Source organism: Pantoea sp. CFCC18179, from assembly GCF_059412405.1.
On the sequence record NZ_JBNBPM010000002.1, the window covers coordinates 574119 to 586761 of the forward strand.

The following is a 12643-nucleotide window of genomic DNA, read 5'->3' on the forward strand; positions in this document are numbered from 1 at the left end:
GTCGCCAGGCAAACAATCGATAAAAAGAGAAAGTTATGAAAGCACATTGGGCGAAGTATGCACTGACGGGCGCGTTTCTCGCGCTACTCGCGGGTTGTAGCTCCAAACCGACCGATCGCGGTCAACAATATATAGATGGCAAGCTGGAGCAACCGCTCGGGCTGGTCAATCAGCCGAATGCCAAAGGGCGTCCGGTGAATGGCAAAGACTTTAGTGACCAGGTGGTGCAGATTCAAACCGCATCGTCTGGCCTGTTCGGTCGTAACAACGGCACATATAGCGCGATTCAAAACTGGCTGTTATCGGGTGCCGATACGCGTCAGCTCAACCAGTTTGGTTTGAACGCCTATCAGATGGAAGGCACCGACAATTACGGCAACGTACAGTTTACCGGTTACTACACGCCAGTGGTTGAAGCGCGTTATACCCGTCAGGGCGAGTTCCAGTATCCGATCTACCGCATGCCGCCGCGCACGCGTGGGCAGAAATTGCCGAGCCGCGCTTCTATCTATAGTGGCGGTCTCGACGATCGCTATGTGATCGCTTACAGCAATTCGCTGATTGATAACTTTATGATGGATGTGCAGGGCAGCGGTTACGTCGACTTTGGTGATGGCCGCCCGCTGCGTTTCTTTGGTTATGGCGGCAAAAATGGCTGGGCGTACCACAGCGTCGGCAAAGAGTTGATCGATCGCGGCGAAGTGAAGCGCGAAGATATGTCGATGCAGGCAATTCGCCAGTGGGCGCAAGAGCATTCGCCGGAAGAAGTGCGTTCGGTATTGGAAACCAACCAATCTTTCGTGTTCTTCAAACCCGAAGAGTATGTTCCGGTACGCGGCGCCAGCGCGGTGCCACTGATTGCCAAAGCGTCAGTCGCGTCCGACCGTTCATTGATTCCTGCTGGAACCGTGCTGCTGGCGGAAGTGCCGCAGTTGAATGAGAAGGGCAAATTCAATGGCAAATATGAGATGCGTTTGATGGTGGCGCTGGATGTGGGCGGCGCGATTAAAGGTCAGCATTTTGATATCTATCAGGGCGTTGGCCCGGATGCTGCCCACCTGGCCGGTTTCTACAATCATTATGGTCGCGTTTGGGTGCTGAAAGCGGCGCCGGGCACCGGTCAACCGGTGTTCAGCAACCCACAAAATGGCAACAACGGTTCGCTGCTGTTAGGTTCTAATTAATGTTGGTGGCGGGCATTTGGCCCGCTCTATAAAGAAAGGTTGGTTATGACTGTGGTTAGCGACGCCTGGCGACAACGTTTTGGCGGCACGGCGCGTCTGTATGGGCAAGACGCGTTACAGCGTTTTGCCGACGCGCATTTTTGCGTGATTGGTATTGGTGGCGTTGGTTCGTGGGCGGCGGAAGCGCTGGTACGCACCGGTATCGGCAAAATTACGCTGATTGATATGGACGATGTGTGCATCACTAACACCAATCGCCAGATTCACGCCTTGCAAGGCAAAGTGGGGCAGGCGAAAACCGAGGTGATGGCCGAGCGCATGCGCGCCATCAATCCCGAATGTGAAGTGATCTGCATTGATGATTTCATCACGCCGGAAAATACTGCCGAGCTGTTGTCTGCTGGTTTTGACTACGTGATTGATGCGATTGATAGCGTGCGGCCGAAAGCGGCGCTGATTGCCTGGTGCCGCCGCAATAAGATCCCGCTGATTACCACTGGCGGCGCAGGCGGACAGATCGATCCCACGCAGATCCAGGTTAGCGATCTGGCGAAAACCATTCAGGATCCGCTGGCGGCGAAGCTGCGTGAACGATTGAAAGGCGATTTTGGTGTGGTGAAGAACAGCAAGGGCAAGCTTGGCATTGACTGCGTGTTCTCGACTGAAGCACTGATGTATCCGCAGCCCGATGGCAGTGTGTGTACCTCACGCTCAACCGCCGAAGGGCCAAAACGCATGGATTGTGCTGCCGGATTTGGTGCCGCAACCATGGTGACAGCCACCTTTGGTTTTGTGGCTGTTTCCCATGCGCTGAAGAAGTTTCTGGTTAAGGCGGCGCGTCAGGCCGCTTGATTGTGCAACTGCGCGGCGCGTTTCACCGCATCCGCCAGCGCCTGTAAACCACTACTGCGTGACGCACTCAGCTGCGCGCGCAGGCCTAAAGTATCAAACAACGCCAGCGGATCCTGTTGCAACAAGTCGGCTGGCGTTTTGCCTTCCACCGCCGTCAATAACACAGCAAGCAAACCGCGCACAATGCGTCCTTCGCTGTCGCCATAGAAGTGCAGCGTACCGTTATTCAACAATTGGCTGCTCAGCCAGACACGATTTTCACAACCGGTTAATTCGATATCGGGCGTTTTAAGTTCTTCCGCTAACGCTGGTAGCTGGCGGCTAAGTTGGATCAGCTGGCGATAGCGATCTTCCCATTGATGAAAATGGCTGAATTTTTCCGTCAGGCTGGTTGCGGTAATCAAATCGCCAAACGGATGCGGGGCGAGCATGGTTGCGGTCATGTTATTCACTCAATAAGTCCACGGCATGGTGCATGGCGCGCACCAGCGCATCCACGTCCTGCAAATTATTATAGGGGGCGAATGAGACACGTAGCGTGCCGCTGACGCCGAGCGCCGCCATTAACGGTTGCGCGCAATGCTGTCCGGCGCGTAGCGCGATGCCTTGTTCAGCGAGCAATGTAACGATATCGCTATGATGAATACCATCAATATCAAAGGCTAACAGGCTGGCGTTGCCGCAGCGGAAACTGCGGAAACCGGGGATCTCGCTGAGCTGTTCTTCCGCCAGGCTTGCCAGTTGCTGGCTCCACATTTCGGCTTTATTGGTGTGATTGTGTGCCAGCCACTCCAGCGCGGCGCTTAATCCCACTACGCCCGCCACGTTTGGCGTTCCGGCTTCAAAGCGCCACGGCACTGGCTGCGGTGTGAAGCCGTTGAAATCCACCTGCGTCAGCATCTTGCCGCCGCCTTGCCACGGCTGCATGGCTTCCAGCAATTCGGCTTTGCCGTACAGCGCGCCAATGCCCATCGGTCCGTAGAGTTTGTGTGCGGAAAAGGCGTAGAAGTCGATATCCAGCGCCTGCACATCCGGCGGGCAATGCACCACGCCTTGTGCGCCATCGACCATCACTTTCGCGCCGACGGCATGTGCTAGCTGAATGGCTTGCGCCAGATCCGGGCAGCCGCCGGTGACGTTGGACATCTGTCCAATCGCCAGCAATTTAGTGTGTTGATTAAGCAGCGCAGGCAGTTGTGTGATATCCGGCAGCCGATCGGCGCCCAACGGCCATTTCACCACCTTCGCACCACTGGCTTGCGCCACCATTAACCACGGCACCAGATTGGCGTGATGTTCAGCTTCGCTCACCACAATCTCGTCGCCCGCTTGCAGACGCGGCATCAGCCAACTGTTCGCCACCAGATTAATGGCTTCTGTGGTGCCGCGCGTCCAGACGATTTGCCGGTCATCAGCTGCATGCAGCAAGCGAGCCACCAACCCGCGCGCTTGTTCGTACTTTTCAGTTAAGGCACGTGCGGCGGCGAATTGGCTGCGATGAACGGTGCCTGCGCTTAAGCTGTAGAACTGCGCGGTGGCATCAATCACCGCTTGCGGCTTCAGCGTGGTGGCGGCGCTATCGAGATAGATGCCCGCATCGCTCAGCGCGGGAAACTGTTGGCGAAAGGTGGTGGGAGAAAAAAGCGTCATACTCAGTCCACTGTTAATGATTTAAGACCAGGACGAAAGCTGGCCTGTTGCCTGGCAAAGCTGGAAAAGCGCGTTATGCTAATTATTGCAAGGTTTGAACCGAAACCCGCATAACGAATCGCTATTCATAGTTGATTTCACTGTTGCCAACGCTGGCACGCGCATGCGGGTGGTTTAATGCAATCAATCTGCAAGGAGATAGAAGATGAATAAACTCACCGCAGTGCTGGCCGTGTGCACCATGGCCTTTACCCTGGCCGCATGTTCAAGCAATTACGTGATGCACACCAATGATGGTCGCACCATTGTTGCGGATGGCAAACCTAAAGTTGATGACGAAACCGGTATGATCAGCTATCAAGATGCCAATGGCAACAAGCAACAGATTAACCGCTCTGACGTCAAAGAGATGGTAGAGATGGGCCAGTAAGGTCTGTTTTTTAGATAAAAAAAAGCACCGCAATTTGCGGTGCTATTTAAAATCACTATGGACAGACAGGGTAAATCTACAGGAATTAAAAGCTTGATCTGCAATCGTCAGATCAAAATGCAAACACAACATCACGACCACAAGCCAAAAGCTCTCCAAATGTCTGCGATCTCTCGCACGTTTCTAGAAATCTTTTCGTTCCGGCTCAGGAAGTGCGGCAACTATAGGTATTTGCTGGAGCTTCCTCAACGGACAAATTATAATGTCTCGGATTAAAAAAACTAATACGTAGCGACTTTGTATAAGTTGAAGTATTACCTTGTAAATCCGGATACGGAAAACCATGTCAAAACGCCTTCCGCCGCTTAATGCTTTACGCGTCTTCGATGCCGCCGCCCGCCATTTGAGCTTCACAAAAGCCGCTGAAGAGCTGTTTGTGACCCAGGCTGCTGTCAGCCATCAGATCAAATCTCTGGAAGATTTCCTCGGTCTAAAGCTGTTTCGCCGGAGGAATCGTTCGCTTTTACTGACAGAAGAAGGGCAAAGCTACTATTTAGATATCAAGGAGATTTTCTCCGCGATCAACGATGCAACGCGTAAGCTTCAAGCGCGCAGCGCCAAAGGTGCGCTAACGGTAAGTTTGCTGCCAAGTTTCGCGATTCAATGGCTGGTGCCACGCCTTTCTAGCTTTAATATGGCTTATCCGGGCATTGATGTGCGTATCCAGGCGGTGGACCGCGATGAGGAGAAATTAGCCGATGATGTTGATGTGGCGATTTTCTATGGTCGCGGCAATTGGCCAGGCTTACGGGTGGAAAAATTGTACGCCGAATATTTGTTGCCGGTCTGCTCACCCATGTTGCTTACCGGCGATCATCCGCTGAAATCGCCAGCTGATTTAGCGCACTGCACCTTGCTGCATGATGCGTCGCGTCGCGATTGGCAATCGTATATTCGCCAGCTTGGCTTGCAGCATATTAATGTGCAGCAAGGTCCGATCTTCAGCCACAGCGCGATGGTGTTGCAGGCTGCGATTCATGGTCAGGGCGTGGCGCTGGCGAATAATGTGATGGCGCAGAGTGAAATTGAAGCCGGTCGTCTGGTCTGTCCATTTAATGACGTATTGGTCAGTAAAAATGCTTTTTATCTGGTTTGTCATGACAGCCAGGCAGAACTGGGTAAAATAGCCGCCTTTCGCCAGTGGATCCTGGAAAAAGCGGCCAATGAACAAGAAAAATTCCGTTTTCGCTACGATCACTAACGCATTGATGGCCGCACAGTGATGTGCGCAATACCTTGAGGATTGTTTGATGTCCAGTCGTGCGATGTTTGTTTTTGCCGCCATCAGCGGATTCCTGCTGGTGGCGTTTGGTGCTTTCGGGGCGCATGTATTGAGCAAATCGCTTGGTCCCGCAGAAATGGCGTGGGTGCATACTGGCCTTGAATATCAGGCGTATCACACCCTGGCGATTATCGGCTTGGGTGCTGCCATGCTACGCCGCGCCAATATCTGGTTTTACTGGAGTAGCGCTGCACTGGCGCTCGGTACCGTGTTGTTCAGCGGCAGCCTCTATTGTCTGGCGCTGTCGCACATGAAGTTTTGGGTTTTTGTTACGCCAGTGGGCGGCTTGTGCTTCCTTATTGGCTGGTTCTTGATGTTGATTGGCGCGCTGCGTCTGAAACGAAAGGCAGATCGCCATGAATAAAGTTTTACTCTATTGCCGTCCGGGATTTGAGAAAGAGTGTGCGGCAGAAATCAGTGCCAAAGCCGCGGAGCGCGAAATTTACGGCTTCCCGCGTGTGAAAGAGGATTCCGGCTACGTTTTGTATGAATGCTATCAGCAGGAACACGCGGAAAAGCTGATCCAAACGCTGCCGTTTGCTGAGTTGATCTTTGCGCGTCAAATGTTGGTGGTTGGTGAACTGTTGCGTGATTTGCCGCAGGAAGATCGCATCACGCCGATTGTTGGTATGCTAACTGGCGTGGTGGAAAAGGGCGGTGAACTACGCGTTGAAGTGCCGGATACCAATGAAGCCAAAGAGCTGACCAAGTTCTGCCGCAAGTTAACGGTGCCGCTGCGAGCCAGCCTGCGTGAAAGCAACATCCTGCTCAACTACGAAACGCCAAAACGTCCGGTGGTGCATGTGTTTTTTATTGCGCCAGGTACTTGCTACGTTGGCTATTCGCTGCCAGAAAACAACTCGCCGTTCTATATGGGCATCCCGCGCTTGAAGTTCCCGTCCGATGCGCCAAGCCGTTCGACGCTGAAACTGGAAGAAGCGTTCCATGTGTTTGTTCCTGCCGATGAGTGGGATGAACGTCTCGCCAGCGGTATGTATGCGGTTGACTTGGGAGCATGTCCCGGCGGTTGGACTTATCAACTGGTGAAACGCAGCATGTGGGTATTTGCCGTCGATAACGGTCCAATGGCGCCAAGCCTGATGGACACCGGGCAGGTTACACACTGTCGTGAAGATGGTTTTAAATTCCGTCCGCCGCGCACCAACATCAGTTGGCTGGTATGCGACATGGTGGAAAAACCGGTGCGCGTTGCCAGCCTGATGACTGAATGGCTGGTAAACGGCTGGTGCCGTGAAGCCATCTTTAACCTGAAGTTGCCAATGAAGAAGCGTTATGAAGAAGTGACGCAGAATCTGGCAATGATTGATGATGCGCTGAAAGCGCAAGGTATCAATGCCCAGATTCAGGCGCGCCAGTTGTATCATGACCGCGAAGAAGTGACGGTGCACGTTCGTCGTTTGTGGGCGGCAGTGGGCGGCCGTCGCGACGAGCGCTGATCCTGCTGCATACTTTGCACGACAGCGGCGTTGGCTGCGTTTGCTCGCCCCGGTCACATACTGATGTATGCTCCCGGGGACTCTCAAACTTGCCGCCTTGCTGTCGCACAAATTATTTTGCAGGATCTCTAGCGGGTGCTGCACATGACAGGTTTTCGTAGGGTCGCCATTTATGGTGACCTGGTTCAATTGTTCACATGGGCGGAACCAATCCATGAACTGCTATTTCGCTTGATATCTCAATGTGTTGAGATTGCCTTGCAAGACTAAATCCTGCTTCAACGTCGATACCTGGCGACACACTTCCGCCATTTCCCGCTGTTCCTGCAACTTACCTTGCCACTTACCAGGCACGTCATCCCAGCGCTGATAAATCGCATCCAGCGAGCCGAACTGCACCATCAGTTCGCGGGCACTTTTCGCGCCTATACCCGCCACGCCGGGAATTTTACTGCTGCTGATACCACACAAGCCCCAATAATCCGGCAACTGCGCCGGCGTGACACCAAACTCTTGCTCGATAAAAGGCACATCCAACCAACGCTTTTGGAAATAATCGCGGATGCGAATATTCGGTGCCAGCAGTTGGCAATAACCTTTATCGGTGGAGACAATCGTCGCCTGATGCCCTGCATTGGCCATTTTTACTGCCAGCGTGGCGGCGAGATCGTCGGCTTCGTCTAAATCGGCAACCCAGCAACTTACCCCCACGGAACGGAAAGCGTCTTGCAGCGCGGGCATTTCTTGCTGCAAATCCTCTGGCATCGGCGGACGGCCAGCTTTGTAATCAGGTAACAACTGATGACGCCAACCCGGTAAACGTTCATGGCTGTCAAAAACCGCAACCACATGCGTCGGTTGCGTATGGCCCAACAGTTGATGCAGAGCCGCAACGCAGCTATCACGGCACGGTGAACCTTGCACCGCATGCAAGCGGCGAATCAGGTTAAGCGCATCGATAATCAGAAGATGAAACGACATAGCGATAACGGCAGCCCGCAGGCTGCCTTCCTGGAGGTTATTTGATGATTTCGTAGCAAGGCGTGTAAGCGCTGCCCGGCAACTTCATACGCTGCTGCGCGACAAAACCTTGCAGCAGTTCATCCATGCGGTGCATGAGATTGGCATCGCCATGCAGCTTGTACGGGCCTTTATCACGAATTTCACGAATGCCGATCTCTTTCACGTTACCCGCCACAATGCCAGAGAAGGCGCGACGCAAATCGGCGGCCAGCAGCTCAGCAGGCTGATCGGGGAATAACTTGAGGTTCGCCATGTTTTCGTGAGTTGGTAAGAATGGCACCTGCAATTCTGGCGCGATGCGAATTGACCAGTTGAAGCTGTAAGCATCGCCGGTTTCACGACGATATTCCTTCACCTGCGGCATCGCTTTTTTCATCAGACGCGCGACTTCAGCCGCGTCATCAATGATGATTTTGTAATGCTTACGCGCAGCTTCGCCCAAGGTGCTAACGATGAAGTCATCCAGCACGCGGAAGTAGTCGGCGCTCTCTTTTGGTCCAGTCAGAATCAGCGGAAGTACCTGATCGTTGTTATGCGGGTTCATCAAAATCCCCAGCAAATACAACAACTCTTCCGCGGTGCCCACGCCGCCCGGGAAGATCACGATGCCATGCGCGATACGCACAAAGGCTTCGAGGCGCTTTTCGATATCCGGCATGATGATCAGTTCATTGACCAGCGGATTGGGTGGCTCAGCGGCAATGATCGACGGTTCGGTCAGACCGATAAAGCGGCTGTCGTGATAGCGTTGCTGTGCGTGACCAACCGCCGCACCTTTCATCGGTGCTTCCATTACGCCCGGTCCACAACCGGTGCAAATGTTGAGCTCGCGTAAGCCCATTTGCGTGCCGACGTTGCGGCAATATTGGTATTCCACCGCATTAATCGAGTGGCCGCCCCAGCACACCACGGTATTCGGGTATTCGCCAATGTGCAGCGCACGCGCGTTACGCAGGATGGAAAAAACCTGGTTGGTGATGTGTGCTGAATCTTCAATTTCAGGCTGGCAGCGTTCAGTCGCGGCGAGTTGACCGTTTACAAATAGAATGTCACGCAGCACGGCAAACAGGTTGGCTTGCAGTGAGCGGATAATGCGGCCATCCACAAATGCCTCTTCCGGCGGATTAATCAGTTCCAGCTTTACGCCGCGCTCACGACGTAACACGTTGATATCAAAACTTTCAAAGCGTGAAAGTAATTCCTGGCTGCTGTCGGTTTGGCTACCTGAATTTAGAACTGCCAGGGAACAGTTACGAAACAGTTGATATAAGTCGCTGCTGGCCGTGCGCTTCAGCATGTCGACTTCTAATTGGGAGAGCAGATCCATCGAGCCAAGCGGGCTGATATGTGTAATCAAGAGAACTCCTTTACACGCAAATGCGTGACTGATGACGCTGCGCTTAACTTATTGAGCGCAGTGACGAAAATCCTTGGGAGCGCAGGGTGTGAAATTGCGCCTACCACAGAGTAACGTTGTCCGCCGTGAATGCTCAAGAGGAACCGCGCATCCGTGCTGCGGCCTGCGAGGCGTCTCGCAATCTATTACTGGCGAACCAGGCGGGAATATCCCGGAGAGAAGGGCACGTTGCTGCGCCACGGGTTAATGTCGAGACCGCCGCGGCGAGTGTAGCGTGCATAAACGGTGAGCGCTTCGGGTTGGCAAAAGCGTTGAACGTCGTTGAAAATGCGTTCAACACACTGCTCATGGAACTCATTGTGCTGGCGGAATGAGATCAGATAACGCAGCAAGGCTTCGCGATCGATACGTGGGCCTTTATAACGAATCATCACTGAACCCCAATCTGGCTGATTGGTGATCAAACAGTTGGATTTCAGCAAATGGCTGACTAACGTCTCTTCAACCAATTCGTTGCCGGTGGCTTGCGCCAGATAATCGGCATTAAAGGCATAATCACCGATTTCAATGTCTTGCTCATCAATCACTTCACCGCTGAAATGACCAATAGGTTGGCCCTCCACTTCACTCAGGCGGAACAGCGCAACGCTGACTTCACCATCTGCGCAGGCGCTGAGATCGCGTTCCAGCGTTTGGCGTACTTCGCCCCAGTCAGCGAAAATGGTCTGGTTAAAGCTGTTAAGATAGAGTTTGAAACTCTTGGACTCGATCAGGTTTTGGCTATCGGCGCGCAGCACCACTTCGCCGACCGCCACTTGCGGTACGCCTTTACTGTTCAGCCAGGAGAGTTCGTATAACGTCCAGATATCTGCGCCAGTAAACGGCAGATTATCGGGATATAGCCCAAGCGGTTCGCGATTCAGGCTGCGCGGCACTGATTGCAGCAGCGTGTTATCGTAGCGATCAACATAAGCCGTGGGCTTGCCTAAAGTCAGGCCACTTAATGCCTGAGCGTGGTTTTCAGAAGACATAACGGTTACCACTAAATTCCATCAAAGTGGCTAAGTGTAACCCAACACCAGCGAGAATATGAATGATGCAGCACACCGCAGACGCTCTGCGTGAGTTTACCGCCCGCTATGTTGAACAATGGCAGCAACAAGCCGGGCATTTGCCAGCCAGCAGCGAGCTGTTGGGCGTACCATCCGATTGTATTGTTAGCACGCTGGATGATCGCGTGTTATGGCAGCCACAACCCTTTACCTTGCCTGCCACATTAGAAGCGGTTGAGCGCGCGTTAGATCTTCAACTGCAACCCGAAATCACTGCGTTTTACACCACGCAATTTGCCGGCGACATGACGGTGCGCTTTGCTGATCGCCCGATTACTTTGCTGCAAGTGTGGAGCGAAGACGATTTCACCCGTTTGCAGGAGAACCTGATTGGTCATCTGGTGATGAAGCGTCGCTTAAGGCAGAGTCCAACCTTATTCATCGCCACAACCGAGTCAGATAATGAAGTGATCGCCGTGTGCAATCTTACCGGCGAAGTGATTGTTGAGGAGCCTGGCACTAAAAAGCGTGAGATTCTTTCTCCTGGTATTAAGACATTTCTTAATGATTTACAACCGGTTAGTTGGTGAGTTGCAGATTTTTAGCCGAGGCGCTGTGAGAGATCTCTCACATATGCTGTGCGAGATCGCTAGATCATTTTGCAGAGCTCTGGACGTCCGAGATGTAAAAATATTGTGAATCATGAACTTATGGTATCAATCCGAAAATCAAGACATGGCTTGATCCTTTAACGCCGCTTACTGGCTTGTTATTGCGATGCTTTCTGACAGAATAGCTACCACTGGCAGGATGCTGGGGATAAAGAGATGTTCAGGAGAACGTCAGCCAGGAGGCGGGAACGTAACGGAGTTTACGGCACACGGAAGGCTTCAGGACGAAGCAGGACACTCAGGATTGAGTAACGGACACCTCCAGGATGGAGAATGAGAGCCATGCGGAATGTGGCGGGCCAGGATGCTAAGGACCAATGTCATGATGACAAGCGACGGAAAGCGCAGGAACAGTTGTCATGGATGAGCAGGGAGCACAGCAGTGGCGGGAATGCTGCAAACGAAAACCGGGAGCACTGTAACAACAGTGCTCCCTTTTTTTATGCTTTTTTGCGCCCGGCGCGACTGATGATATGCTTGCCGCCCAAATTTTCTCTGGAGGTGGCGTATGTCGTCGCAATTGATTATTCAGCGCCTGCAACAGGTCGAAGCGGTGATGCGCGAACACGGCCACTGGCAAGCACAATCCCCTGAGGCGCAAGCCTTCACCAGTAGCGAACCTTTCTGTCTCGATACCATGGAACCGTTGCAATGGTTGCAATGGGTTTTCATCCCGCGTTTCCACGCGTTGATTGCAGCCGACGCGCCGCTGCCGAAAAACTTCGCTATCGCACCTTATTATGAAGTGGCATTGCCCAACGACACGGCGGGTTATGCGGCATTGCAAGCGGTGCTGGTGAAGTTTGATGCGCTGTTCCAGGATGCGGCGATCTGATGCTCGAAATCCTTTATCAAGATCAATGGCTGGTGGCGGTGAATAAACCCGCTGGTTGGCTGGTACATCGCAGTTGGCTTGATCGTAATGAAAAAGTGGTGGTGATGCAGACGGTGCGCGATCAGATCGGGCAGCACGTTTTCACCGTCCATCGTCTTGACCGTCCGACGTCTGGCGTATTGTTGATGGCGTTATCCAGCGAAGTAGCGCATTTGCTGGCGCAACAGTTTGAGCATCATCAGATGCAGAAGACCTATCACGCTGTGCTGCGTGGCTGGCTGGAAGGCGCTGCCACGCTGGATTATCCGCTGGTGGAAGAGCTGGACAAGATTGCCGACAAGTTCGCGACGCAAGAGCCCGTCGCGCAACCGGCGGTAACCGATTATCAGGCGCTGGCCCACGTAGAAATGCCGGTTGCCATCAGCAAGTATAATAGTGCGCGTTATACCTTGGTTGAGATGGCGCCGCACACAGGCCGCAAGCATCAGTTGCGCCGTCATATGGTGCATCTGCGCCATCCGATTATTGGCGACAGCGCGCATGGCGATTTGCGACAGAATCGCGGTGCAGCGGCGCATTTTGGCCTGAATCGTTTGATGTTGCATGCCAGTGCGCTCAGCTTTACCCATCCGGTTACCGGCGAGCCGCTGATGATCCGCGCCGGATTGGATCGCGTCTGGCAGAACATGCTGGAGCAATTTGGCTGGCAGGATCAGATCCCTGATGTTCCCAGGGTTGAGTTTGACGATGAGGCAGTCCAGGATAAGCCGACAGAATAAAGGAGCATCAC

14 protein-coding genes are annotated in these 12643 nt (G+C 53.3%); 9 read left to right on the forward strand and 5 right to left on the reverse strand.

What is annotated here, in order from left to right:
• Nucleotides 1-35 precede the first annotated feature (35 nt).
• Complete coding sequence (gene mltA / locus ACPUC7_RS07160) at nucleotides 36-1184, forward strand: murein transglycosylase A (protein ID WP_494922319.1); 1149 nt, start codon at nucleotides 36-38, stop codon at nucleotides 1182-1184.
• A gap of 45 nt (nucleotides 1185-1229) precedes the next feature.
• Complete coding sequence (gene tcdA / locus ACPUC7_RS07165) at nucleotides 1230-2036, forward strand: tRNA cyclic N6-threonylcarbamoyladenosine(37) synthase TcdA (protein WP_494922320.1); 807 nt, start codon at nucleotides 1230-1232, stop codon at nucleotides 2034-2036.
• Here tcdA and csdE read toward each other — a convergent pair.
• Both csdE and csdA read right to left on the reverse strand, forming a co-directional pair.
• Nucleotides 2024-2479, reverse strand: coding sequence for a cysteine desulfurase sulfur acceptor subunit CsdE (csdE, locus tag ACPUC7_RS07170; protein ID WP_494922321.1), 456 nt, complete (start codon nucleotides 2477-2479; stop codon nucleotides 2024-2026). The two genes, tcdA and csdE, sit on opposite strands and share 13 nt — an antisense overlap.
• A 1-nt stretch (nucleotide 2480) precedes the next feature.
• Entirely contained in the window at nucleotides 2481-3686 is a 1206-nt protein-coding gene (csdA, locus tag ACPUC7_RS07175; RefSeq protein ID WP_494922322.1) for a cysteine desulfurase CsdA, read from the reverse strand.
• Nucleotides 3687-3891: 205 nt separating this feature from the next.
• On the opposite strand from csdA, the gene ACPUC7_RS07180 reads away from it, so the two are divergent.
• From ACPUC7_RS07180 to rlmM, 4 genes are all read left to right on the forward strand, one after another.
• Complete coding sequence (locus tag ACPUC7_RS07180) at nucleotides 3892-4116, forward strand: YgdI/YgdR family lipoprotein (RefSeq protein ID WP_007891746.1); 225 nt, start codon at nucleotides 3892-3894, stop codon at nucleotides 4114-4116.
• Nucleotides 4117-4459: 343 nt separating this feature from the next.
• On the forward strand, nucleotides 4460-5377 hold the full coding sequence (locus ACPUC7_RS07185) for a transcriptional regulator GcvA (RefSeq protein ID WP_007891745.1): 918 nt from the start codon (nucleotides 4460-4462) through the stop codon (nucleotides 5375-5377).
• Between the two features lie 49 nt (nucleotides 5378-5426).
• Nucleotides 5427-5822: a DUF423 domain-containing protein gene (locus ACPUC7_RS07190; RefSeq protein WP_343554329.1), complete on the forward strand. Its 396-nt coding sequence runs from the start codon at nucleotides 5427-5429 to the stop codon at nucleotides 5820-5822.
• Complete coding sequence (gene rlmM / locus ACPUC7_RS07195; RefSeq protein WP_494922323.1) at nucleotides 5815-6915, forward strand: 23S rRNA (cytidine(2498)-2'-O)-methyltransferase RlmM; 1101 nt, start codon at nucleotides 5815-5817, stop codon at nucleotides 6913-6915. Before ACPUC7_RS07190 ends, rlmM begins: the two co-directional genes overlap by 8 nt.
• A gap of 222 nt (nucleotides 6916-7137) precedes the next feature.
• Here the strand turns inward: rlmM and xni are convergent, their stop codons facing one another.
• The 3 genes from xni to queF form a co-directional block, all read right to left on the reverse strand.
• Nucleotides 7138-7896, reverse strand: a complete 759-nt coding sequence (xni, locus tag ACPUC7_RS07200; protein ID WP_494922324.1) for a flap endonuclease Xni — start codon at nucleotides 7894-7896, stop codon at nucleotides 7138-7140.
• A 37-nt stretch (nucleotides 7897-7933) separates the two neighbouring features.
• Nucleotides 7934-9295 (reverse strand): nucleotide 5'-monophosphate nucleosidase PpnN, encoded by a 1362-nt coding sequence (gene ppnN, locus ACPUC7_RS07205; protein ID WP_494922325.1) that lies wholly within the window; start codon nucleotides 9293-9295, stop codon nucleotides 7934-7936.
• A gap of 185 nt (nucleotides 9296-9480) precedes the next feature.
• Nucleotides 9481-10326: an NADPH-dependent 7-cyano-7-deazaguanine reductase QueF gene (gene queF / locus ACPUC7_RS07210; protein ID WP_343554325.1), complete on the reverse strand. Its 846-nt coding sequence runs from the start codon at nucleotides 10324-10326 to the stop codon at nucleotides 9481-9483.
• Between the two features lie 62 nt (nucleotides 10327-10388).
• Here queF and syd point away from each other — a divergent pair, with 62 nt between their 5' ends.
• The 3 genes from syd (at nucleotide 10389) to truC (ending at nucleotide 12632) form a co-directional block, all read left to right on the forward strand.
• Nucleotides 10389-10937, forward strand: coding sequence for a SecY-interacting protein (gene syd / locus ACPUC7_RS07215; protein ID WP_494922326.1), 549 nt, complete (start codon nucleotides 10389-10391; stop codon nucleotides 10935-10937).
• 589 nt (nucleotides 10938-11526) lie between these two features.
• Nucleotides 11527-11853 carry a YqcC family protein gene (locus ACPUC7_RS07220; RefSeq protein WP_494922327.1) on the forward strand — a complete coding sequence of 109 codons (327 nt, stop codon included), beginning with the start codon at nucleotides 11527-11529 and terminating at the stop codon, nucleotides 11851-11853.
• Complete coding sequence (truC, locus tag ACPUC7_RS07225; protein WP_494922328.1) at nucleotides 11853-12632, forward strand: tRNA pseudouridine(65) synthase TruC; 780 nt, start codon at nucleotides 11853-11855, stop codon at nucleotides 12630-12632. The genes ACPUC7_RS07220 and truC overlap by 1 nt, the downstream gene beginning before the upstream one ends.
• Nucleotides 12633-12643: the final 11 nt, after the last annotated feature.

Coding starts and splice junctions, on each gene's coding strand:
- mltA (WP_494922319.1), top strand. CDS start 36: ATGAAAGCACATTGGGCGAAGTATGCACTGACGGGCGCGTTTCTCGCG.
- tcdA (WP_494922320.1), top strand. CDS start 1,230: ATGACTGTGGTTAGCGACGCCTGGCGACAACGTTTTGGCGGCACGGCG.
- csdE (WP_494922321.1), bottom strand. CDS start 2,479: ATGACCGCAACCATGCTCGCCCCGCATCCGTTTGGCGATTTGATTACC.
- csdA (WP_494922322.1), bottom strand. CDS start 3,686: ATGACGCTTTTTTCTCCCACCACCTTTCGCCAACAGTTTCCCGCGCTG.
- ACPUC7_RS07180 (WP_007891746.1), top strand. CDS start 3,892: ATGAATAAACTCACCGCAGTGCTGGCCGTGTGCACCATGGCCTTTACC.
- ACPUC7_RS07185 (WP_007891745.1), top strand. CDS start 4,460: ATGTCAAAACGCCTTCCGCCGCTTAATGCTTTACGCGTCTTCGATGCC.
- ACPUC7_RS07190 (WP_343554329.1), top strand. CDS start 5,427: ATGTCCAGTCGTGCGATGTTTGTTTTTGCCGCCATCAGCGGATTCCTG.
- rlmM (WP_494922323.1), top strand. CDS start 5,815: ATGAATAAAGTTTTACTCTATTGCCGTCCGGGATTTGAGAAAGAGTGT.
- xni (WP_494922324.1), bottom strand. CDS start 7,896: ATGTCGTTTCATCTTCTGATTATCGATGCGCTTAACCTGATTCGCCGC.
- queF (WP_343554325.1), bottom strand. CDS start 10,326: ATGTCTTCTGAAAACCACGCTCAGGCATTAAGTGGCCTGACTTTAGGC.
- syd (WP_494922326.1), top strand. CDS start 10,389: ATGATGCAGCACACCGCAGACGCTCTGCGTGAGTTTACCGCCCGCTAT.
- ACPUC7_RS07220 (WP_494922327.1), top strand. CDS start 11,527: ATGTCGTCGCAATTGATTATTCAGCGCCTGCAACAGGTCGAAGCGGTG.
- truC (WP_494922328.1), top strand. CDS start 11,853: ATGCTCGAAATCCTTTATCAAGATCAATGGCTGGTGGCGGTGAATAAA.